Source organism: Pseudomonas sp. TE24901 (genome assembly GCF_054058375.1).
Window position 1 is genome coordinate 137,848 of sequence record NZ_JBSSAF010000011.1, and the last position, 22,913, is coordinate 160,760.

Consider the following 22,913-nt stretch of genomic DNA (forward strand, 5'->3'; position numbering starts at 1 on the left):
TTCAAGCTTATTTTTCATCTGTCATAGAGGCGAAATCATGAAGACCACCATCGAATTGCCTCTCCTGCCGTTGCGTGATGTCGTCGTCTATCCGCACATGGTTATCCCGCTGTTCGTGGGGCGCGAGAAGTCTATCGAAGCCCTCGAGGCCGCGATGACGGGCGACAAGCAGATCCTGCTGTTGGCCCAGAAGAATCCTGCTGATGATGATCCAGGCGAAGACGCCCTGTATCGCGTCGGCACCATTGCCACTGTCCTGCAATTGCTCAAGCTGCCTGATGGCACCGTCAAGGTGCTGGTAGAAGGCGAGCAGCGGGGCGCCGTGGAGCGTTTCATGGAGGTGGATGGCCACCTGCGCGCCGAGGTGGCGCTGATCGACGAAGTCGAAGCCCCTGAGCGCGAATCCGAAGTGTTTGTTCGCAGCCTGCTCTCGCAGTTCGAGCAGTATGTGCAGTTGGGCAAGAAAGTCCCGGCTGAAGTCCTGTCTTCCCTCAACAGCATCGATGAGCCAAGCCGCCTGGTCGACACCATGGCCGCGCACATGGCGCTGAAGATCGAGCAGAAGCAAGACATCCTCGAAATCATCGACCTGTCGGCCCGTGTCGAGCACGTGCTGGCCTTGCTGGATGCCGAAATCGACCTGCTGCAGGTTGAGAAGCGCATCCGTGGTCGCGTCAAGAAACAAATGGAACGCAGCCAGCGCGAGTACTACCTGAATGAGCAGATGAAGGCCATTCAGAAGGAACTCGGCGACAGCGAGGAAGGCCACAACGAAATCGAAGAGCTGAAAAAGCGCATCGATGCCGCGGGCCTGCCCAAAGACGCCCTGACCAAGGCCACCGCCGAGCTGAACAAGCTCAAGCAAATGTCGCCGATGTCGGCCGAAGCCACTGTGGTGCGCTCCTACATCGACTGGCTGGTGCAGGTGCCGTGGAAGGCCCAGACCAAGGTGCGCCTGGACCTGGCGCGTGCCGAGGATATTCTCGACGCCGATCACTACGGCCTTGAAGAAGTCAAAGAACGCATCCTCGAATACCTCGCCGTGCAAAAGCGCGTGAAGAAGATTCGTGGCCCGGTGTTGTGCCTGGTGGGTCCGCCTGGTGTGGGTAAAACTTCCCTGGCCGAGTCCATTGCCAACGCTACCAACCGCAAATTCGTGCGCATGGCCCTGGGTGGTGTGCGTGATGAAGCGGAAATTCGTGGTCATCGCCGTACTTACATCGGTTCGATGCCAGGAAGATTGATTCAAAAGATGACAAAGGTTGGCGTGCGCAACCCGCTGTTCCTGCTCGATGAAATCGACAAGATGGGCAGCGACATGCGTGGCGATCCAGCGTCGGCGTTGCTGGAAGTGCTCGATCCTGAGCAGAACCACAATTTCAACGACCATTACCTGGAAGTCGACTACGACCTGTCCGACGTGATGTTCCTGTGCACCTCCAACTCCATGAACATTCCGCCAGCATTGCTGGACCGGATGGAGGTGATTCGTCTGCCGGGTTACACCGAAGACGAGAAGATCAACATCGCCGTCAAATACCTCGCGCCCAAGCAGATTTCGGCCAATGGCCTGAAGAAGGGCGAGATCGAATTTGAGGTCGAGACCATTCGCGACATCGTGCGCTACTACACCCGTGAGGCCGGAGTACGGGGCCTGGAGCGCCAGATCGCGAAAATCTGCCGCAAGGCGGTCAAGGAACACGCACTGGAAAAACGCTTCTCGGTGAAGGTGACAGCCGACTCGCTGGAGCACTTCCTCGGCGTGCGCAAATTCCGCTACGGCCTGGCCGAACAGCAGGATCAGGTAGGGCAGGTCACTGGCCTGGCGTGGACCCAGGTGGGCGGCGAATTGCTGACTATCGAAGCGGCGGTGATCCCTGGCAAAGGCCAACTGATCAAGACCGGTTCACTGGGTGATGTGATGGTCGAATCCATTACCGCCGCGCAGACCGTGGTGCGCAGCCGCGCGAAGAGCCTGGGGATCCCCCTGGACTTCCACGAGAAGCACGACACTCACATCCACATGCCGGAAGGGGCTACCCCGAAAGACGGCCCTAGCGCTGGCGTAGGCATGTGCACGGCCCTGGTGTCGGCATTGACCGGCATTCCGGTACGCGCTGACGTGGCCATGACGGGTGAAATTACCCTGCGTGGTCAGGTACTGGCGATCGGTGGTTTGAAAGAGAAATTGCTGGCTGCACATCGGGGCGGTATCAAGACCGTGATCATTCCGGAAGAGAATGTTCGCGACTTGAAGGAAATTCCTGACAACATCAAGCAGGATCTTCAGATTAAACCGGTTAAATGGATTGACGAGGTCCTGCAAATTGCGCTGCAATACGCGCCGGAGCCCTTGCCGGATGTGGCTCCGGAGATAGTCACAAAGGACGAAAAACGCGAGTCTGATTCCAAGGAAAGAATTAGCACGCATTAATGCGATTAAGCCTGGTGGCTTCCTTGACAGCTTTTTAGAGCCCTTGTTATAAAGCGGCTCTTAAGTGTCTGTAGGCCATTCAGCACTGGTTTTTGCTTTCACCAAAAAACTTAGAATCATACTCAATAGATATATAAGGGGACTTAGAGTGAACAAGTCGGAACTGATTGATGCTATCGCTGCATCCGCTGATATCCCGAAAGCTGCTGCTGGCCGTGCGCTGGATGCAGTAATCGAATCCGTCACTGGCGCTCTGAAGGCCGGCGACTCCGTGGTACTGGTAGGCTTCGGTACTTTCTCTGTGACTGATCGCCCAGCTCGCACTGGCCGTAACCCACAGACTGGCAAAGCACTGCAAATCGCTGCTGCCAAGAAACCAGGTTTCAAAGCCGGTAAAGCCCTGAAAGAAGCCGTTAACTAAGCTTCGCTCAAGCCTTACCTACCCGGGTCGGACGAAGGTCCGGCCTGGCAGCGGAGCGGTAGCTGACCCAAGTATCCATCGGGTCGCCACGCCGGGGGTGTGGGTTCAAACCCCCGTCCGCTCCGCCAGTTACGAGAAGGCGCATCCTCGGATGCGCCTTTCTTCTATCCGGACTCTACCCACGCTCCACGGTTGCCTAATTTTTGAAGTTCAACCGTTTCTGGGGGACGCATGCTGCAGAATATCAGGGACAATTCACAAGGCTGGATTGCCAAGACCATTATCGGGATCATCGTCGCATTGATGGCGTTTACCGGTATCGAGGCCATTTTCCAGGCTTCGACCAACAATAAGCAGGACGTGGCCAAGGTCAACGGTGAAGAGATCACCCAGACCGAACTGAGCAACGCTGTCGATATGCAACGCCGTCAGCTGATGCAACAGCTGGGCAAGGATTTCGATGCCTCCCTGCTGGACGAAAAGTTGCTGCGCGACGCGGCCCTCAAGGGCCTGATCGATCGCAAACTGTTGCTGCAAGGCGCGGCGGATTCCAAGTTCGGCTTCTCTGAAGCGGCACTGGACCAGGTGATCCTGCAGACTCCGGAATTCCAGGTGGACGGCAAGTTCAACGCCGAACGCTTTGACCAGGTGATCCGTCAGCTGGGTTACAGCCGTATGCAGTTCCGTCAGATGATGACCCAGGAAATGCTGATCGGCCAGGTTCGCGCAGGCATCGCCGGCAGTGGTTTTGTGACTGACGCCGAAGTGCTTGCATTCGCCCGTCTGGAAAAACAGACCCGCGATTTCGCCACCGTCAATCTCAAGGCCAACCCTGCCGCGGTGAAACTCACCGACGATGAGGTCAAGGCTTACTACGACCAGCACGCCAAAGAGTTCATGACCCCGGACCAGGTGGTCATCGACTATCTGGAGCTGAAGAAGTCTTCCTTCTTCGACCAGGTCACCGTCAAGGACGATGAACTGCAAGCGGCCTATCAGAAAGAAACCGCCAACCTCGCTGAACAGCGTCGTGCCGCGCACATCCTGATTGAAGTCAACGACAAGGTCACCGAGGCGCAAGCCAAGGCCAAGATCGAAGAGATCCAGGCACGCCTGGCCAAGGGTGAGAAGTTCGAAGCCCTGGCCAAGGAATTCTCCCAGGACCCGGGTTCGGCCAACAATGGCGGTGACCTCGGTTTTGCCGGCCCTGGCGTCTACGACCCGGACTTCGAAACTGCCCTGTATGCCTTGAACAAGGACCAGGTATCGGCACCGGTACGCACCTCGTTCGGCTGGCACCTGATCAAGTTGCTCGGCGTTGAGGCACCGCAAGTGCCAACGTTCGCCAGCCTGAAAGACAAGCTGACCCGCGAGCTCAAGACCCAACAGGTTGAACAGCGTTATGTCGAAGCGACCAAGCAATTGGAAGACGCGGCATTCGAAGCCTCCGACCTGGCGCAGCCCGCTGCTGACCTGAAACTGACTGTGCACACCTCCGCGCCATTCGGCCGTGAAGGTGGCGAAGGTGTTGCGGCCAACCGTGCCGTGGTGACCGCAGCGTTCAGCCCGGAAGTGCTGGATGAAGGTGCCAACAGTTCGGCCATCGAGCTGGACCCGGAAACCATCATCGTGCTGCGTGCCAAAGAGCACTTGAAGCCAACGCAGCTGCCGCTGGAAAGCGTCTCTGCGGCAATCCGCACCCAGATGACCAAGGAGCGCGCCAGCGCGGCGGCCAAGACCCATGCTGACGAGTTGATCGCCAGCCTGCGTGATGGCAAGACCCCGCTGAACCAGCCGATCGACGGCCAGGCCTGGAAGGTTACCGAAGCGGCTACCCGCAACCAGGAAGCGATTGACCCGGCCGTGCTGCAAGCACTGTTCCGCATGCCCAAGCCTGCGGCCAAGGACAAGCCGACCTTCACCACCGTGACCCTGGCTGACGGTAGCCTGGTGATCGTACGCTTGAACGGCGTCAACGAGGCGGCTGCTCCTACGGACGAAGAGAAAGCGCAATACCGCCGCTTCCTCGCCTCCCGTATTGGCCAGCAAGACTTCGCGGCGTACCGCAAGCAGTTGGAAGCCAAGGCTGACATCAAGAAGTTCTGATGCACGCCTGAACAAGAAGCCCCCGGCCTGAAAAGACCGGGGGCTTTTTTATGGGCGTCGCGCGGTCTTCAGCGCGCCTGCAAAGGCCAATAACATCAGCAACACCACCGCCCAGGCAAAGGCCGAGACGCCCCAGCCCTGCAGCAACACACCGCCCGCCAACCCGCCACCTGCAATGCCCAGGTTCCACACGGTCACCAGCATCGATTGCGCGGCATCCGCCGACTCGCCGGCCGATTTGGCCAGTGCCGTTTGCAGCAGGGCCGGCAGCCCGCCGAATGCCAGGCCCCACAGCGCCACGGCGAGGTAGATGATCACCGGCTGCTTGATCCAGAACGCCAGCGCCAAGGCGATCAGGCCAAACAGTGCGCAACTGATCAACAGCAGCGTGCGCAGCCATCGGTCAATCAACACACCGGCCAGCCAGATGCTTAACAACGCGGCGAGGCCGAACACCAGCAGCACCCGGTCTACATCGGTGGCAATGCCCGCAGGCACCAGCAGCGGGGCGATGTAGGTGTAGAGAATGTTGTGCGCCAGCACGTAGGTAAAGGTCACCCACAACACCGGACGAATACCCGGCAACGCCACTACCTCATGCAGCCCCAGGCGTTTACCCGCCTGTTCGCCGGCGAAGTCCGGAAGTTGCAGGCGCGCCCAGATCAGCAGCAGTAGCGTGAGCCCGGTCATGATTGCAAAACTCAAGCGCCAACCCACGGCCGCGCCGAGGAAGGTGCCAGCGGGCACCCCCAGCGACAGTGCCAACGGTGCCCCGAGCATCGCTACCGCAATTGCGCGGCCTTGCAGGTGGGGCGCCACCATCCGGCTGGCATATCCGGCCAGCAGCGCCCACAGCAGCCCGGCAAACACACCCGCGAAGAAGCGCGCCACCAGGGTCAGCCCGTAGTGACTGGAAAGCGCAGTGACGCTGTTAACCAATGCAAAGCCGCCGATGGCCACCAGCAGCAACGGTCGGCGTCGCCAGCTTCGGGTCAGCAGTGTCAACGGGATGGCCGCCAGCAGTGATCCAAGGGCATACAGGGTGACCAGTTGGCCGACCAGCGCGGGCGACACGCCGAGGCCGTCGCCCATCTGCGGCAGCAGCCCTGCAGGCATGGCTTCGGTGAGGATGGTGATAAACCCGGCGCTCGCCAGGGCGAGCAGGCCGCCCAATGGCAACGTGTCCCGCTGGGTGGTCACGGGAGATTCGGTCAGTGAGGTCATCGCGCTCTATCCAAGCAAAAGGCAAGGCGGCAGAGTAGGGGGCTGTGGTCAACGGAAAAACAGGCTAAGGTTCCGAACTTATCGGACGCTGATGTCCGCAATCAATAAGGACCCTGTCATGGACAGTCTGGGCAGCCTTTCGGTCTTCGTGCAGGTGGCCGAGACTCGCAGTTTTACCGTCGCCGGGCGTGTGCTGGGTGTGTCGTCCTCGGCCATCGGCAAAACCATCGCGCGTATGGAAGAACGCTTGGGCGTGCGTTTGTTTCACCGCAGCACGCGCAGCATCACCCTGACCGGGGAGGGCGCGTTGTTCCTGGAGCGCTCGCGGCGCATCCTGGCAGAGGTCGAGGCTGCCGAGCGTGAGCTCACGGAGGCCAGCGCCACACCCCGCGGCAAATTGCGCATCAGCGTGCCGCAAGTGCGCGGCCTGTTGATGCCGGTACTCAGCGATTTCATGCGCGCCTATCCGCAGATCGAACTGGATGTGGATTTCTCTGACCGCATGGTGGACGTGATCGAAGAAGGGTTCGATGCGGTGATTCGCACCGGCAAGCCCGAAGACTCCCGACTGATGGCACGTCACCTGGGGCACTATCAATTGGTGCTGGTGGGCACCCCGGCCTACTTTCGTGAGCACGGCACGCCGCAGCAGCCCCAGGATTTGAACAGCCATGCCTGCCTGCGCCACAAGTTCTGCGCGACCGGCAAACTGGAGCCCTGGCCCTTGCGCCTCGAGCCTGGCGCCGCAGAGCCGGTGTTGCGCGCGCCGTTGGTCAGTACCACCGTCGAGTCACTCAACCATGTAGTACACGAAGGCTTGGGCATCGCCTGCCTGCCGGACTATATGGTCAAGCAAGCCGTGGCGGAGGGGCGCCTGCAGCGGGTACTGGACGATTACCTGGAACATCGCGGCAGCTTCTGGATGTTGTGGCCCTCCAGCCGTCATGCCTCGGTCAAACTGCGCGTGTTTATTGAGCATATGTGCGCAGGGTTATTTCCTGCAGGCACCGGTGCGTAGGTCTGTGACGTTTTACCGACAGGAATCCGCGCGCCAAGGCCTCGTTCTGTTGCACAATACCGGCCGGACTGTTTTTCTCAGGATTTTCGATGTCGACATCATTTCACTTGCGTAACCTCGGGTTGGCGCTGGTGCTGGCGGGCGCCGCGGGCTGCTCGTCACCCAAGACCGCTATTTATGAACATGAGAATTTCGACGACTCCGGCACGTTCTCCCGTGATTACCCGGTCAGCGATGCGGCTGCCTGTGAGGCGGCGCGTCGTGCGCTGTTGAGCCAGGGTTACATCATCACCAGCAGCGATCCGAAGTTGGTGGTGGGTAACAAGAGCTTCCAGCAGACCGGCGAAACCCACATGCAGATCAGTTTCAACGTGGTGTGCGCCAATGATGGCAAGGGCAACAATCACTCGACGATGTTTGCCAACGCCCTGCAGGACCGTTATGCCCTGAAGAAGGTCAACAACTCCGCGAGCCTGGGCGTCGGCGTGTTGGGGTCGGTGTCGATGCCGATCGGCTCCACCGATGATTCGATGGTGAAAGTGGCGAGCGAGACTGTCTCCGCGCCGAAGTTCTACGAACGTTACTTCGCCCTGGTGGATGTGTTCCTGCCGCAGGAAGTGAAGCAGGCCGAACATATTCCCGAGAAGCCCAAGGCCGACCTGGGCGTGCCGGAACCCAAGGCTGCTCCAGTTGCCGAGAAGGTCGAGGCGCCGAAGGAAGAACCCGCCGCACCGGCTGCTCCTGCTGCGTCCGAGCCTGTGGTGCCGCCTGCCGAGCCGGCACCCGTGGTGCCTCACGAGGAGCCTGCTCCGGCACCCGCGCCGACCAATCCAAGCCTGCCGGCGCCGACAGAAGCGATTCCGCCCCTGCCAACGCCTGCGCAGTGACTCAGACCGCTACGGGGTCGGCCTTGTCGACGTCGATCCCGTAGCGGCTGATGGCTTCACCCACCTTATCCCGGCCAATCACGCCGTCATCCGCCAGGGCCTTCAGCGCCGCCAGCACGATGAAGTGCCGGTCCACTTCAAAGAACGCACGCAAGGTTTCCCGGGTGTCTGATTGCCCGAAACCGTCGGTGCCCAGCGCCACAAATCGGCGGCCGTTGACGAAGGGGCGAATCTGGTCGACGAACAGCTTCATGTAGTCCGTCGCCACCACCACCGGCCCAGGCTGGCCGGCCAGGCACTGCTCCACGTAACTCGCACGCGGCTCGCTGTGCGGGTGCAGCAGGTTCCAACGTTCCACCTGGTGCCCGTCACGGCGTAACTCGGTAAGGCTGGTCACGCTCCACACATTGCTGCGTACGGCAAAATCCTTTTCGAGCAATTCGGCGGCGGCGATCACCTCCCGCAGAATCGAGCCGCTGCCCATCAACTGCACCTGTGGCTGTTGGCTGGCTGTCAGCCTGTACATACCCTTGAGGATGCCTTCCTCGACACCTTCGGGCATGGCCGGGTGTGGGTAGTTCTCGTTGAGCAGGGTGATGTAGTAGTAAATGTCCTCCTGTTCGACGTACATGCGCCGCATGCCTTCGCGAATGATCACCGCCAGCTCGTAGGCATAGGTCGGGTCATAGGACACGCAGCATGGAATCACCGACGACAGGATATGGCTGTGGCCGTCGTCATGCTGCAAGCCTTCGCCCATCAGCGTGGTACGCCCGGCCGTGGCCCCCAGCAGGAAGCCACGGGCCCGTGCGTCACCGGCCGCCCAGGCCAGGTCGCCGACACGCTGGAAGCCGAACATCGAATAGAAAATGTAGAACGGCACGGTCATCAGGCCGTGGTTGCTGTAGGACGTACTCGCTGCGATCCACGAGGAAATGGCGCCGGACTCGTTCAGGCCTTCCTGCATGATCTGCCCGTCTTTGCTCTCTTTGTAGTAGCTCAGTTGCCCGGCGTCTTGTGGGGTGTAGAGCTGGCCGACGGCAGAATGGATGCCGATCTGGCGGAACAGGCTTTCCATGCCGAAGGTACGCGATTCATCCGGCACGATGGGCACGATCAGCTTGCCCAGGCTGGGGTCTTTGAGCAGGGTGCCGAGGATGCGCACAAACGCCATGGTGGTGGAGATCGCGCGTTCGCCGGTGTCCTTGAGTTGGGTGGTGAACGCGCTCAGTTCGGGAATCTGCAACGGCTCGACGGCGCTATGACGCGCCGGTACGTAGCCACCCAACGCCTGGCGGCGTGCCGCGAAGTAGCGCGCTTCTTCGCTGTCGGGCGCTGGCTTGAGGTAGGGGATCTGGTCGAGCTGGTCGTCCGCCACGTCCAGGTCGAAGCGGTCGCGAAAGGCCCTGACGGCGTCGGCGCCCATCTTCTTGAGCTGGTGGTTAATGTTCTGGCCTTCGCCGGCTTCGCCCATGCCGAAGCCCTTGACCGTTTTCGCCAGGATCACCGTCGGCTGGCCTTTGTGGCGCATGGCAGCCGCGTAGGCGTTGTAGACCTTGTCCGGGTCATGCCCGCCCCGTGAGAGCTTCCAGATATCGTCGTCGGACATATCGGCGACCAGTGCCAGCAACTCGGGGTATTTGCCGAAGAAATGTTCGCGCACATAAGCGCCGTTCTGCGACTTGTAGTTCTGATAGTCGCCGTCGACGCATTCCATCATGCGTTGGCGCAGCAGGCCGCTCTTGTCCTTTTCCAGCAGCGCATCCCAGCCGCCGCCCCAGATCACCTTGATCACATTCCAGCCGGCGGCGCGGTACAGGCTTTCGAACTCCTGGATCACCTTGGCATTGCCGCGCACGGGGCCGTCCAGGCGTTGCAGGTTGCAGTTGACCACGAAGATCAGGTTGTCGAGTTTCTCGCGCCCGGCCAGGGAGATGGCGGCCAGGGATTCCGGCTGGTCCATTTCGCCGTCACCGAGGAAGGCCCACACCTTGCGGCCCTGGTGCGGCTTGAGCGCACGCAGTTCCAGGTAGCGCATGAAGCGCGCCTGGTACGCCGCAGTGATCGGCCCCAGGCCCATGGACACGGTGGGGAACTGCCAGAAGTCCGGCATCAGCCGAGGGTGAGGGTAGGACGACAAGCCCTCGCCACCGGCTTCGCGGCGGAAGTTATCCAGCTGTGCCTCGCTGATGCGCCCCTCAAGGTAGGCGCGTCCGTAAATGCCTGGGGAGGAGTGGCCCTGGATATACACCAGGTCGCCGTCGAACGTGTCGGTGCGGCCACGGAAGAAATGGTCAAAGCCTACGTCGTACAGCACGGCGGCTGACGCGTAGGTCGCGATATGCCCACCCACGCCTGAGTGTTTGCCAGCGCGCAACACCATGGCCATGGCGTTCCAGCGGATAAACGCGTTGATACGGCGCTCGATGGCCAGGTTGCCGGGGTAGGGCAGTTGGCGTTCGAGCGCGATGGTGTTGACGTAGGGCGTGGTCACCCGCCCGTGGAAGTCGCCATGCCGCGCTACGTCGAAATCCAGCAACTGATCAATCAGGTAGTGCGCACGCGGGCGGCCTTCGGTGGACAGCACCGATTCGATGGACTCCAGCCATTCGCTGGTTTCCTGTGGATCGTTGTCCGGTCTTACTGCGTGATTCGTGGTCATGTGCGGCTCCAGGGTAGGCAGATTTCAAGCGGCAGGCTCTTTGTGGGAGTGCTGCAAAAGTAATTGCAATTGCAACTACATGCCGGAATCTAGCGCGGGATGAGGTACTATTGCAACCTTCTTGAAAACCCCCGGATGGTGTTGCATGTCGTCGAAAGAGCCTGATGTCTGGTTTCGTTTTGTCAGGGCCCACAGGACGGTCATCCGTGAGATCGAACGCCGCCTGGCCGAGGCTGGCCTGCCGCCCTATGCCTGGTATGACGCCTTGTGGGGCCTGGAAAGCGGCCCCGACGGCACCCGCCGCATGCACGAATTGGCCGATGTGCTGGCGATCGAGCGCTATAACCTGACCCGGCTGGTAGACCGCCTGGAAAAGGACGGCCTGGTGGTGCGTTCACGTTCCGAGGGTGATGGTCGTGCGGCGTTTGCCTCGATCACCGACGCTGGCCGGGTGTTGCGTAAAAAGATGTGGAAGATCTACGAAAGCACCGTGGATGAGCTGTTCCTCTCGCAGATCGAGCCGGAGCAGCGCCAGCTGTTTGCCGACACCCTGGAGCGCACGGCGGGGTTGGCGATGGAGGCAGGTGTGCAGCCCAGGACCCGGCGCAAATCCTGACCCCGGTGGAGATCCACTGTGGGAGCAGGCAAGCCAGCTCCCACAATTAAACGCATTCCAGTTCATTCGAGGGGGTACCGGGCCATCGCTGTTTCCACCTGCTGAAGATCAATGCACCCTTCATTCGCCAGCGCCCGAAGCGCCGACACCACGATCCAATACCGGCTCGGCGCCGACACCTGTACCGTCCCCGCGCCCAGCGCGACAAACCGGGCATCCACATACCCGGCCAACTGATCGACAATCGCCTGCGGGTAGCCGGTCACGGCTATCACTGGACCCTGGCTGTCACCAAGGCAATCGCGCAAATGGCAGCCCTGCCTGGGCGCTGTAGGATGCAAGCGGTTCCACCGCTCGGCCGCCGCCGCTTCACGGGCCAGGCGGGTATAGCTGGGGCAACTCCACACCTGCGCCGAAATATTCCAATCCTGTTTGAGCAATTGCGCAGCGTGCATCACCGCTTCCAGCGCCCGGCCCGCGCCGAGCAGTCGCACCTCAGCCGGGCCGTCAGGCGTGATCCGGTACATCCCCTTGAGTGCGCTCTTGCGCTGCCGGGCAGTGAGCGGCATGGAGTACTCATGGTCATGCAGCGCTAGGTAATAAAAACCGGGCATGCCGTCGACATACAGCCGGCGCAGACCCTCCAGCACAATCGCGCGGGCTTCTTCTGCGCAAGCCGGGTCATACGGGGTGCAATGGGGATGGGTAGAGAGCCACAACGGCAGTGAAGGTTGTGCGCCTTTGGGCCAGGTTGAGAGTTGGTTCTCGATGCTATTGCACAGGATGCCACGCCGCGCCGTCTGGTCCGAGAGTGCACACAACTGCGCAGAAGACGCGGCACTGTGCAGGTACAACAGCGGTTTTTCCGCGGTGTTGCGTCCGAACCAAACCGGCCAACTGTTCGCACGGCGTGAGTGTGACTGGCCGCGAATCACCCAGGCATGACGGCTGGACTCCAACGTATTGGCCATGGCCATGACGGTAGACAGCGGTGAGTTGCGCGGCTGCCCGGCAGCATTCAATGCATCGATGCAGAGCAGCGCCGAAAGCGCGGTTGAAGCGGGCATGGGTCGAGCCCCCTGATGGTGGATGCCCATACCCTAAAGGAAAAACTCATACGATTGCAATTGCAATGATTGCAATAGCGCCTCAAATCGCGAGTGCTAAATCATCCCAACGCTGCTACGTTTATTCTTGAAGTGCAGGAACGTCATGGCGTCGACATTTTTTCGTCATCACGGCACTTTAGGCTGGGTTTGCAGGTCATTTATCTGCGAACGCTTTCAACCTGAAAAGGAGTCCACCATGGACGATTACCAAGAAGAGCTGCTGGAGTACCACGCGTTTGAAATGGATCCACTGGATCCAGCCGACGACGCCACCGAGCTGTAAGACCGACTTCAGGCGGAATGCCGTTGACTGCGGCGAAATTCCCCTGGGGTCTGGTTGTTCCACCGCCTGAACGCCCGTTGAAACGCCTGGGCCGAGGCAAAACCGAGCAAGTAGGCGATCTCGCCAAACGCCAGTTCCGTGTCGCGAATGTAGGTCATGGCCAAATCGCGGCGGGTATCGTTGAGAATTGCGCGAAACTGAGTGCCTTCTTCGGCCAGTTTGCGGCGCAGCGTCCAGGTTGGCAGCTTCAAGCGTGCCGCCACCTCTTCCAGGTCGGGTTCCCGGCCGCCATTGAGCATCGGCCCGAGCAACCGGGTAATGCGCTCGCGCAGGCTGCGGGTGCGGGTCAACTGCTCCAATTCCCGTTCACATAATTGCAGCAGCATCTGCCAGGTACTGGGGCAGTGCTGGGGGTTGCGCATGGCCAGGGTGTGCTGGCTGAGGCGCAGTTGGTTGGCCTCGGCACCGAAGTGCAGCGGACCATCGCCCAGCACGCTGTAGTCTTCGCTGTAGTCTGGCGCTTCAAACTCGATATCAATGCGCTGTGCCTGCACTGGCTGCTGGGCCAGGCTCGACAATTGGTGCAGCCAGCCGGCGATGATTGAGTCCACCACAAAGCGGTTGTAGGCGTTGTAGGGGCTGATGGAATAGAAGCGCAGCCAGGCGCCTTCGGCATCCTCATGAAAGCTCGACTGCCCGCGATAGTTGGAGCCGTACAACGCCTCGAAACGGGTCAGGGCACGTGCCGCCTCCCGCACGTTGGGCGCCTGGGCGGCCGTTACACCCGCCAGGCCAGCCTGGCTCAGGCGGCTGAGCTGGCCCATGCGCAAACCCAGGCTGGGAGCGCCGGTGAGCTGGATGGCCGCATGGCCCAGGCGCATGTAGCGCGGGATCGACAAACGCGCGCCGGCTTCGGCGAGGCGCGCCGGGTCGAGGCCGTATTGCAGCAGCAGCGGTTGTGGGTCCAAGCCATGGCTGTGGACGGCATCGGCCAGGGCCTGCACGAAGCCGACCGACAGATCCCCCAGGCGTACGGGCTTCACGGTGTCACAACCAGATATTCAGCAAGCGTGCGCCACGGGTGCCGCTGTCGGCGGTGACTTGCCCGTTGCTGCTCAGGAAGCTGTGGCCGGCGGTGCCCAGGTCCCAGAATTGTCCGCGCAGGAACACGCTCATGCCGGCGGTGGCTTGGCTGACCGGCTGTTGGCTGATCAGGGTCAGGCGGCGCCAGGCTTCGCCTTCGCTGAGTTCCTCGGGCTTGAGGCTGATTTCGGTGGGGGTCGAGACACTCTTGAAGCCGCGCCACGGGCGGTCCCAGGTGTCGCGGCCGATGACAAACGCCGGCACCGCCACCAATTGCGCGCCTTGCTCGTTGAGCTTGCGGTAGTTGTCCGGGTACCAGCTGTCGCTGCCGATCAGCACGCCCAGGCGACCGGCCGGGGTATCCACCACGCTGACGATGTTTTCATCACCCGGTTCGATAAACCCGCGCTCGTCGTAGATCGGGTAGAGCTGGCGCTGCGGCTGGCCAACGGGCAGGCCGTCGGTACCGAACACCAGGCTGGCGTTGTACAGCGCGCCATGGCCCACCTGCAGTTGGCCGTCTTGAACACTTGGGTTGGGCAAAGCGATGGAGCCGGCCACCAGGGTCACGCCAAATTCCTTGGCCAGGCCGCCGAACAGCGCCTGGTAGTCGCGGGCCATGCCCTTGGCCTTCATGCGCAGGTAGGCGTCGTCGGTACGGTTATCGCCGGTGGCGGCGATCCAGGCACGGGCAAACAGGAACGGGTTGCTGGCCGACAGCCAGTTCATTGCATCTTTAAGGTGGGTGGCCTGGTACAGCTCGTTTTTCTCGCCGCTGAGCATCAGCCAGGTGCCGATGTGCTCGGGCAGCACCACGATGGTTTTCTGATTGATCAGCCCCTGGTCCCGGGCCTTTTGCAGATAAGCCGCGAGCTTCAGGTGCAGGCGTTCAAGGCTCTGGTAGTCGGCCGGGAACAGCTCCGGCTGGATGCCCAGCAAGTTGCCCCGATCGGCCGGTAGGCCTTCATTCACGGCCAGGGTAATGCGCAGGTCCGACAGGTAATGCGCCACGGGGCGCTCCTGGGTCCAGACCAGATACGCGGCGACGGCGGCAACCAGGGCCATGGTGACGGTGAAGGCAAGAAGTTTACGCATGGGGCAACAGACAACAGACCGTGTATAGGGTTCGCCGACTAGGGTAGGGCCCATGGCAGGGCTTGCCAAGGGGCGCTGTGCATTTGGATCAATAACTTGTCAGTTTCAGTCATTGAGCCGTCGTCCAGCGCCTCTTAGTCTGTGGGACATAAACCGATGGCAGGCCATTCGAGCCTGTCACGTCCCGTGATGATCCGTTGTGGAGCTTGACCATGACCGCTGCTGCCTACCCGCACCTGCTGGCCCCGTTGGACCTGGGTTTCACCACCCTGCGCAACCGTACCCTGATGGGCTCGATGCACACCGGCCTGGAAGAAAAACCCGGTGGTTTCGAACGCATGGCCGCCTACTTTGCCGAGCGCGCCCGTGGCGGTGTCGGCCTGATGGTCACCGGTGGCATTGGCCCGAACGATGAGGGCGGGGTGTACGCCGGTGCGGCCAAGCTCACCACCGACGCAGAAGCGCAGAAGCACAAGATCGTGACTCAGGCCGTGCACGAGGCAGGCGGCAAGATCTGCATGCAGATCCTCCACGCCGGCCGTTATGCCTACAGCCCCAAGCAGGTGGCGCCCAGCGCGATCCAGGCGCCGATCAACCCGTTCAAGCCCAAGGAGCTGGACGAGGAGGGCATCGAGAAGCAGATCCAGGATTTCGTGACCTGCTCGTTGCTGGCCCAGGTGGCTGAGTACGACGGCGTCGAGATCATGGGCTCCGAAGGCTATTTCATTAACCAGTTCCTCGCCGCCCACACCAACCATCGCACCGACCGTTGGGGCGGCAGCTACGAAAATCGCATGCGCCTGGCGGTGGAAATCGTGCGCCGCGTGCGCGAGGCCGTGGGCCCGAATTTCATCATCATTTTCCGCCTGTCGATGCTGGACCTGGTGGAGGGTGGCAGCACCTGGGAAGAGATCGTGCAGTTGGCCAAGGCCATCGAGGGCGCCGGCGCGACGATCATCAACACCGGCATCGGCTGGCACGAAGCGCGAATCCCGACCATCGCCACCAAGGTGCCGCGTGGCGCATTCAGCAAAGTCACCGCCAAGTTGCGCGGTGCGGTGCAGATCCCTTTGATCACCACCAACCGTATCAACACCCCGGAAATCGCCGAGCAGATCCTCGCCGAGGGCGACGCCGACATGGTGTCCATGGCGCGGCCGTTCCTCGCCGACCCGGCGTTCGTCAACAAGGCGGCGGCCGGGCGTGCCGATGAAATCAACACCTGCATCGGCTGCAACCAGGCCTGCCTGGACCACACCTTCGGCGGCAAGCTGACCACCTGCCTGGTCAACCCTCGGGCGTGCTACGAGACCGAGCTGAACTACCTGCCGGTCAAGCAGATCAAGAAAATCGCGGTGGTCGGTGCGGGGCCTGCGGGCCTGGCGGCGGCGACGGTGGCAGCGGAGCGCGGTCACCAGGTGACGTTGTTCGATTCGGCCAGCGAAATCGGCGGCCAGTTCAACATCGCCAAGCGCGTGCCGGGCAAGGAAGAGTTCTTTGAAACCCTGCGGTATTTCAAGCGCAAATTGCAGACTACCCATGTCGAGCTGTGCCTCAACACCCGCGTGGATGTGGAGCAATTGGCGGCCGGTGGGTATGACGAAATCATCCTGGCCACCGGTATTGCCCCGCGAACGCCGGCGATCCCGGGTATCGAGAACGCCAAGGTGCTGAGCTACCTGGACGTGATCCTGGAGCGCAAGCCCGTGGGCAAGCGCGTGGCCGTGATCGGCGCTGGCGGTATCGGTTTTGACGTGTCGGAGTTTCTCGTGCACCAGGGCGTCTCCACCAGCCTGGACCGTGACGCGTTCTGGAAAGAGTGGGGCATCGACACCCAACTGCAGGCCCGTGGCGGCGTGGCCGGCATCAAGCCGCAGCCGCACGCACCGGCGCGTGAGGTGTTCTTGCTGCAACGCAAGACCTCCAAGGTGGGTGATGGCCTGGGCAAGACCACCGGCTGGATCCACCGCACCGGCCTCAAGAACAAACAGGTGCAGATGCTCAACAGCGTCGAATACCTGAAGATCGACGACGAAGGCCTGCATATCCGCATCGGCGCCGAAGGCGAGCCCCAGGTGCTGGCGGTGGACAACATCATCATCTGCGCCGGCCAGGACCCGCTGCGCGAACTGCAGGATGGCCTGGTTGCCGCCGGCCAGAACGTGCACCTGATCGGCGGTGCCGACGTGGCCGCCGAGCTGGACGCCAAGCGCGCCATCAACCAGGGCTCGCGCCTCGCCGCCGAGCTGTAAAAGCCGAAGAGGGGTGGTGTTAAACTACTGCCCCTTTTTTCATGCAGATGTTCCCCGATGGGTCCGTTCGATTGGCTTCCCCAGGCACCGCTTGAGCCCTTGCAGTTGGACTGGCTCAGAGGTGTCGAGTTGGCGGTGCTGCGCCTGGACCGCATCGATCCGCTGATCAGCGGCAACAAGTGGTTCAAGCTCACCGGGCACCTGGCCCAGGCGCAAGCCGCCAGCGGCCTTATCAGCTTGGGCGGCGCTTACTCCAATCATCTGCACGCCGTGGCGGCAGCGGGGAAACGCTTTGGGTTTCCCACTGTCGGCCTGCTGCGCGGCCACCCGCAAGACACCCCCACCGTTCTCGATCTGAAAGCCTTTGGCATGCAACTGCATTGGCTCGGTTATGGCGGCTATCGCGCGCGCCATGCGCCGGGTTTCTGGGCTCCTTGGCGAGAGCAGTACCCGGATTTTCATCCTGTGCCCGAAGGGGGCGGTGGGCGGGCGGGAGCAATGGGGTGTGCGGAGCTGGTTGAGCAGGTGCGCGGGCAACTGGCGGCGCTCGGCTGGGACGATTACGACGCCTGGTGGCTGGCAGCGGGCACCGGCACCACCTTGGCGGGCTTGGCACTGGCGGAGGCCGGCGCGCACCCGGTGTACGGCGCCATGGCCGTGCCTGATGATCACGGTGTCGCCCAGAATGTCGACGCCATCGTGCGGGGGGGTTATGAGCTGTTGGACGCCAGCCGAGGGGGCTTTGCCAAGGTCGATCCGCTGCTGCTCGACTTCATCGACACCACCGAACGCGCCTGCGGCCTGCCGCTGGAGCCGCTCTACACCGGCAAGGCATTGTTGGCGTTGAAACAACAGATCGAAGCCGGACGCTTCAGCCCCGGCACCCGCCTGATTTTCGTCCACACCGGAGGCCTGCAAGGCCGCCGCGGCTTTGCAGCCTAGCGCAGATCCCCTGTGGGAGCGGGCTTGCTCGCGAATACGGTCTATCAGTCAACTGTTTTGGTGGCTGTTCCGCTGCCTTCGCGAGCAAGCCCGCTCCCACCTGGCATCATTCTCAAGGCAGTGTTATCGCGCAGCACATAATGATGAAAGATACCCGCCAGAGCATGCAGGCCAATCAGCCAGTAGCCGATCTTGCCGAACAGCACATGCCAGCCTTCGATCTGCTTGGCCAGGGCTTTGTTCTCGGCGATCAGCGGCGGCAACTCCATGCCGTAGAACATCACCGAATGCCCTTCGGCGCTGACGATCAGCCAGCCGGCAATCGGCATGCCGATCATCAAGGCATACAGCGCGAAGTGCATCAGGGTGGCCAGCAGGCTCTGCCATGCCGGCGGTGCCGGTACGATCTTTGGCGCCACTCCCAGGCTGCGGGCAAACAGGCGCAGCCACACCAGCACAAACACGGTGAGGCCGAACATGAAGTGCATTTCAACGATCAACGTTCGCCCGCCACTGCCTTTGGGGAATTGGCCGCGTAACTCAATGCAGGCGTAGACCACCGCCAGCAGCACCACCATCAACCAGTGCAACGCGATCGACATGGTGCTGTAGCGCGTATCGGAGTTTTTCCACGGCATCGCTGGGTTCCTCACTCATCAGGGCAAACCTGTGGCGAGGGAGCTTGCTCCCGTCGGGCTGCGTAGCAGCCCCCTGTCCAGGGTCGCTTCGCGCCCCAGCGGGAGCAAGCTCCCTCGCCACAGGTACAGTTTCATCACAGGACAACATTGCGTTCTTGGATGACGCAGTGGTTTAACTGTATGCCGGTTTTGAGTGGTTTGCCTGGCGTGAATGCCGTTGTGTTGACCTCTATCAGTGGCTTTGCGGCATTTCACCGCGGGCCAGGCGCTTGTTGATATCGGTGATGACCGCCGGCAGGTCGTTGAGGGTGTCGATCAGGTAGTGCGGGCGCGAGCCCTCGAAGATCGCCTCGATGCGCTTGCGCTCGCTGGTCAGGGTGGCGGCATCCAGCGCGCGGAACTGCTCGTAGGTCAGGCCCAGGGCATTGCCGGAGCAGGTCAGGGCCACGGTCCACATGCCAGCGCGGCGGCCTTCGAGTATGCCTGGCACGGTATCGTCAACCTTGACGCACGCCGCCACATCGTCAATGCCCAGGGCAATCACGTTGGCCAGTGCCTGGGCCGGCCACGGGCGGCCGTTGGGCACCTCGTCGGTAGCCACCACATGGTCGGCGATATAGCCGTTGGTGGCGGCCAGGGCGACGACTTTATCCATGACTTGCTTGGGGTAGCCGGAGCAGCTACCCACCTTGATGCCTTGCACCCGCAGGCGCGCAATGGTGTCCAGGGCGCCGGGGATCAGCGCCGAGTGCTCGGCAATTTTCTCGATCTGCAGCGGCATGAAGCGCTGGTAGATGGCGGTCACATCATCGTCGGTCGGCGTGCGGCCAAACGCCTTGCGATAGCGCTCGGCAACCTGGGGTTGGTCGCAGAGCGTGCGGATGTGGTCCCACTTGCCCATGCCCATCGGGCCACGGGCTTCTTCGATGGAGACCTGCACGTCGAACTCGGCAAACGCCTCGACAAAGATCTGGGTGGGCGCGAACGAGCCGAAGTCGACCACGGTGCCGGCCCAGTCAAGAATGACGGCCTGGAGGGTGTTGGGGTTCTGATAGTTCATACACAAATCCTGTGGGTCAAATTGGGAACTGTAGGAGCCGGCTTGCCGGCGATAGCGATCGTGAGGACGCCATCGCCGGTGAGGGGGTCAGATGTCGAGTATTTCCATTTCCTGCAGCACTTCGGCGATCGCCGTCACGGCAGCCCGCATCCCGGCTGCATCCACATGCCCGATGCAGCCCACGCGGAAGGTCTCAACCTGGGTCAACTTGCCCGGGTAAAGGATGAAACCCTTGGCCTTGACCCGTTCGTAGAAGTCCTTGAACTGATAACGCGGGTCTTTGGGGGCGTGGAAGGTGACGATGATCGGCGCCTGGATCGCGGCCGGCAGGAAGCTGCGCAAACCCAGTGCGGTCATGCCGTCCAGCAATGCCTGGCAGTTGCCCGCGTAACGTTGGTGCCGCGCGGGCAGGCCGCCTTCTTCGTGGTATTGCAACAACGCTTCGTGCAGCGCCGCCACCACATGGGTCGGCGGGGTGAATCGCCATTGGCCGGTCTTGGCCATGTAGGCGTGCTGGTCGAACAGGTCCATCGCCAGGGAGTGGCAATTGCCTTCGGCGGCGGCCAGTGCCTGCTTGTCGGCGAAGACAAAACCCATGCCCGGCACACCTTCCAGGCACTTGCCCGAGGCGGCGATCAAGGCGTCGAACGGCACGTGGCGGGCGTCGATGGTGAGTGCGCCGAAGGAACTCATGGCGTCGATGATCAAGCGCTTGCCGTGCTGTTTCACGACCTGGGCGATGTCCGGCAGTGGGTTGAGGATACCCGTGCTGGTTTCGCAGTGGATCAACGCGACGTGGGTGATGCTGGGGTCGGCGAGCAACAGGCGCTCGACGTCGGCGGCGCAGGTGGGTTCGTCTTCGGCGGTTTCAAAGGTGCTGAAGTCGCGGCCTAACACTTCGCAGATCTTCGCCAGGCGCTTGCCGTACGCGCCATTGACCAGCACCAGCACTTTGCCATTGCGTGGTACGAGGGTGCCGATGGCGGCTTCGACGGCGAAGGTGCCGCTGCCTTGCAACGGCACGCAGTGGTGGCTGGCCGCACCGTCGATGATTGCCAGCAATTGCTCGCAGACGCTGGCGGTGAGCTGATTGAAGCGCTCATCCCACGAACCCCAGTCCATCATCATCGCCTGACGGGTGCGGTGGGAGGTGGTCAGGGGGCCGGGAGTCAGCAGGATCGGCGCGGCAGTGGTCATCTCAAGTCCTCGCAAAGCATCGGGGTTGAATCTACGGCGCCTAAATTGCAGTTTGGCTTGTTATCAATCAAATTGTTTGTTGTTATGCGAGCTATCAGTGAGGCCGATAGCTATGAACCTGTTCCAATTGCGTGCATTCGATGCCGTGGCCCGCGAGGGCAGCTTTACCCGTGCGGCGGCGCGGCTGTTTATCAGCCAGCCGGCGGTGACCGGGCATATCAAGGCCCTGGAGGAGTACTACCAGATCCCGCTGTTGCGCCGTACTGCCCGTCGCGTGGAGTTGACCGAGGAGGGCACGCGCCTGGCGGCTATCACCCGGGCGATCTTTGGGTTGGTGGACGAGGCGCAGGCGCTGCTGGAGGCCAATCGACAACTGCTCACCGGACGCCTGGAAGTGGCAGCCGATGGTCCGCACCTGGTGATGCCGATGATCGCCAGCCTGCGTGCGCGCTACCCCGGCATCACCGTCAACCTGCGCCTGGGCAACGCCCAGGAAACCCTGGCGGCGCTGTTGTCCGAGCATGCTGATGTGGCCGTGCTCACCGAAGTGGAACCGCGCACTGGCTTGCACCTGCAGCCGTTGAGCGAGTCGCGGATTTGCGCCCTGGTGCCGGCCGGGCACCCGTGGACGGCCGAGAAGGCGGGCATTCGCCTGGAGCAACTGAACGAGGTGATCATGGTGCTGCGTGAGCCCAGTTCCATCACTCGGCGCACCTTCGACAACGCCTGCCTGGCAGCTGCGGTGCAGCCCAAGGTGCTGCTGGAGCTGGACAGCCGTGAAGCGGTGACCGAGGCCGTCGCCGCCGAGCTGGGGGTGGGGGTGGTGTCGTCGATGGAAGTCAGCCAGGACCCGAGGGTGCGTGCGGTTGCGCTGCAGGGCGAGGGGCTGGTGAACCGGCACATGCTTGGCTGCATGGAGCGGCGCCGATCGCTGCGATTGATCCAAGCCTTTTTCGAGCTGGCGCCCTGACGGTTTTTGGTGGAACGATGGGTTTTTGCGCTATAAACTCTGCCCCCAAAGCGCCGGCCAGTAGACGTTTGGGCGCGATGGATAGAAGAGAGTGAGTCATGGGCGCACAGTGGAAAGTCAAACATAAAGAAGCGGCAGCCAATGCCAAGGGCAAGATCTTCGGCAAGCTGGTGAAAGAAATCACCATCGCCGCCCGCAACGGCGCCGACACCGCCACCAACGCCCACCTGCGTCTGGTAGTGGAGCAGGCCAAAAAGGCTTCGATGCCCAAGGAAACCCTGGACCGCGCCATCAAGAAAGGCGCCGGCCTGCTGGGTGAAACCGTGCAGTACCACCGCGTGACCTACGAAGGGTTCGCGCCGCACCAGGTGCCGCTGATCGTTGAGTGCGTGACCGACAACATCAACCGCACCGTGGCGGAAATCCGCGTGGCCTTCCGCAAGGGCCAGCTCGGCGCTTCCGGCTCCGTGGCCTGGGACTTCAACCATGTTGGCCTGATCGAAGCCTCGCCGGACACCCCGGACGCCGACCCGGAAATGGCTGCCATTGAAGCCGGCGCCCAGGATTTCGAAGACGGCGAAGAAGAGGGTTCCACCCTGTTCATCACCGAGACCACCGACCTGGATGCCGTGCAAAAAGCACTGCCGGAACAGGGCTTCACCGTGCTGTCGGCCAAGCTGGGGTATATCTCGAAGAACCCGGTGAGCGGCCTGACCGACGAGCAGATGGCTGAAGTTGAAGCCTTCCTGGAAGGCCTGGACAACCATGACGACGTGCAGGACATGTTTGTCGGCCTGGCGGGCTGATCTGTAGCTATGAATGTGATCTAAATGTGGGAGCGGGCTTGCTTGCGAAGGCGGTGTATCAGTCAATCATGCGGGCGACTGACACTCCGCTTTCGCGAGCAAGCCCGCTC

At 61.8% G+C, this 22,913-nt stretch carries 19 protein-coding genes; 11 read left to right on the top strand and 8 right to left on the bottom strand.

Annotated elements, in window-relative coordinates; all coding sequences use genetic code 11:
- Positions 1-37: 37 nt before the first annotated feature.
- From lon to ACVWVP_RS22145, 3 genes are all read left to right on the top strand, one after another.
- Positions 38-2,434 (top strand): endopeptidase La, encoded by a 2,397-nt coding sequence (gene lon, locus ACVWVP_RS22135; RefSeq protein ID WP_178920843.1) that lies wholly within the window; start codon positions 38-40, stop codon positions 2,432-2,434.
- A gap of 148 nt (positions 2,435-2,582) precedes the next feature.
- A complete protein-coding gene (locus tag ACVWVP_RS22140; RefSeq protein ID WP_003174819.1) occupies positions 2,583-2,855 on the top strand; it encodes an HU family DNA-binding protein in 273 nt (90 codons plus the stop codon).
- A 231-nt stretch (positions 2,856-3,086) separates the two neighbouring features.
- Entirely contained in the window at positions 3,087-4,961 is a 1,875-nt protein-coding gene (locus tag ACVWVP_RS22145; protein WP_178920841.1) for a SurA N-terminal domain-containing protein, read from the top strand.
- Between the two features lie 48 nt (positions 4,962-5,009).
- On the opposite strand, the gene ACVWVP_RS22150 is transcribed toward ACVWVP_RS22145, so the two are convergent.
- Positions 5,010-6,185 carry an MFS transporter gene (locus ACVWVP_RS22150; RefSeq protein WP_457408026.1) on the bottom strand — a complete coding sequence of 392 codons (1,176 nt, stop codon included), beginning with the start codon at positions 6,183-6,185 and terminating at the stop codon, positions 5,010-5,012.
- Positions 6,186-6,303: 118 nt separating this feature from the next.
- Between ACVWVP_RS22150 and ACVWVP_RS22155 the strand changes: the two genes are divergently transcribed.
- Both ACVWVP_RS22155 and ACVWVP_RS22160 read left to right on the top strand, forming a co-directional pair.
- Entirely contained in the window at positions 6,304-7,203 is a 900-nt protein-coding gene (locus tag ACVWVP_RS22155; RefSeq protein WP_457408028.1) for a LysR substrate-binding domain-containing protein, read from the top strand.
- 89 nt (positions 7,204-7,292) lie between these two features.
- Complete coding sequence (locus ACVWVP_RS22160) at positions 7,293-8,090, top strand: DUF2242 domain-containing protein (protein ID WP_259175321.1); 798 nt, start codon at positions 7,293-7,295, stop codon at positions 8,088-8,090.
- A 1-nt stretch (position 8,091) separates the two neighbouring features.
- Here the strand turns inward: ACVWVP_RS22160 and aceE are convergent, their stop codons facing one another.
- A complete protein-coding gene (gene aceE / locus ACVWVP_RS22165; protein WP_457408032.1) occupies positions 8,092-10,752 on the bottom strand; it encodes a pyruvate dehydrogenase (acetyl-transferring), homodimeric type in 2,661 nt (886 codons plus the stop codon).
- 145 nt (positions 10,753-10,897) lie between these two features.
- On the opposite strand from aceE, the gene ACVWVP_RS22170 reads away from it, so the two are divergent.
- The gene (locus ACVWVP_RS22170) at positions 10,898-11,368 is read left to right on the top strand and encodes a MarR family winged helix-turn-helix transcriptional regulator (protein WP_178920831.1); all 471 of its coding nucleotides are present in this window, start codon (positions 10,898-10,900) and stop codon (positions 11,366-11,368) included.
- A 62-nt stretch (positions 11,369-11,430) separates the two neighbouring features.
- Here the strand turns inward: ACVWVP_RS22170 and ACVWVP_RS22175 are convergent, their stop codons facing one another.
- Positions 11,431-12,435, bottom strand: a complete 1,005-nt coding sequence (locus ACVWVP_RS22175) for a transketolase-like TK C-terminal-containing protein (RefSeq protein ID WP_457408035.1) — start codon at positions 12,433-12,435, stop codon at positions 11,431-11,433.
- Positions 12,436-12,580: 145 nt separating this feature from the next.
- Here ACVWVP_RS22175 and ACVWVP_RS22180 point away from each other — a divergent pair, with 145 nt between their 5' ends.
- The gene (locus ACVWVP_RS22180) at positions 12,581-12,760 is read left to right on the top strand and encodes a hypothetical protein (RefSeq protein WP_457408037.1); all 180 of its coding nucleotides are present in this window, start codon (positions 12,581-12,583) and stop codon (positions 12,758-12,760) included.
- An 8-nt stretch (positions 12,761-12,768) separates the two neighbouring features.
- On the opposite strand, the gene ACVWVP_RS22185 is transcribed toward ACVWVP_RS22180, so the two are convergent.
- Both ACVWVP_RS22185 and ACVWVP_RS22190 read right to left on the bottom strand, forming a co-directional pair.
- Positions 12,769-13,803, bottom strand: coding sequence for an AraC family transcriptional regulator (locus ACVWVP_RS22185; RefSeq protein ID WP_259175318.1), 1,035 nt, complete (start codon positions 13,801-13,803; stop codon positions 12,769-12,771).
- A 4-nt stretch (positions 13,804-13,807) separates the two neighbouring features.
- Entirely contained in the window at positions 13,808-14,938 is a 1,131-nt protein-coding gene (locus ACVWVP_RS22190) for a carbon-nitrogen hydrolase family protein (protein ID WP_457408040.1), read from the bottom strand.
- 212 nt (positions 14,939-15,150) lie between these two features.
- Here ACVWVP_RS22190 and ACVWVP_RS22195 point away from each other — a divergent pair, with 212 nt between their 5' ends.
- Both ACVWVP_RS22195 and ACVWVP_RS22200 read left to right on the top strand, forming a co-directional pair.
- Positions 15,151-17,190: an NADPH-dependent 2,4-dienoyl-CoA reductase gene (locus ACVWVP_RS22195; RefSeq protein WP_259175316.1), complete on the top strand. Its 2,040-nt coding sequence runs from the start codon at positions 15,151-15,153 to the stop codon at positions 17,188-17,190.
- Positions 17,191-17,247: 57 nt separating this feature from the next.
- Complete coding sequence (locus ACVWVP_RS22200) at positions 17,248-18,132, top strand: 1-aminocyclopropane-1-carboxylate deaminase/D-cysteine desulfhydrase (protein WP_259175315.1); 885 nt, start codon at positions 17,248-17,250, stop codon at positions 18,130-18,132.
- Positions 18,133-18,176: 44 nt separating this feature from the next.
- On the opposite strand, the gene ACVWVP_RS22205 is transcribed toward ACVWVP_RS22200, so the two are convergent.
- The 3 genes from ACVWVP_RS22205 to ACVWVP_RS22215 all read right to left on the bottom strand — a co-directional run bounded on the left by ACVWVP_RS22205 (position 18,177) and on the right by ACVWVP_RS22215 (position 21,027).
- Complete coding sequence (locus ACVWVP_RS22205; protein WP_259175314.1) at positions 18,177-18,770, bottom strand: cytochrome b; 594 nt, start codon at positions 18,768-18,770, stop codon at positions 18,177-18,179.
- A gap of 232 nt (positions 18,771-19,002) precedes the next feature.
- A complete protein-coding gene (gene phnX, locus ACVWVP_RS22210) occupies positions 19,003-19,830 on the bottom strand; it encodes a phosphonoacetaldehyde hydrolase (RefSeq protein ID WP_259175312.1) in 828 nt (275 codons plus the stop codon).
- A gap of 87 nt (positions 19,831-19,917) precedes the next feature.
- Complete coding sequence (locus ACVWVP_RS22215; protein WP_457408042.1) at positions 19,918-21,027, bottom strand: 2-aminoethylphosphonate--pyruvate transaminase; 1,110 nt, start codon at positions 21,025-21,027, stop codon at positions 19,918-19,920.
- Positions 21,028-21,139: 112 nt separating this feature from the next.
- On the opposite strand from ACVWVP_RS22215, the gene ACVWVP_RS22220 reads away from it, so the two are divergent.
- Positions 21,140-21,997, top strand: a complete 858-nt coding sequence (locus tag ACVWVP_RS22220; protein ID WP_178918838.1) for a LysR substrate-binding domain-containing protein — start codon at positions 21,140-21,142, stop codon at positions 21,995-21,997.
- 98 nt (positions 21,998-22,095) lie between these two features.
- Positions 22,096-22,803, top strand: coding sequence for a YebC/PmpR family DNA-binding transcriptional regulator (locus tag ACVWVP_RS22225; protein WP_016974084.1), 708 nt, complete (start codon positions 22,096-22,098; stop codon positions 22,801-22,803).
- The last annotated feature ends 110 nt before the right edge of the window (positions 22,804-22,913 follow it).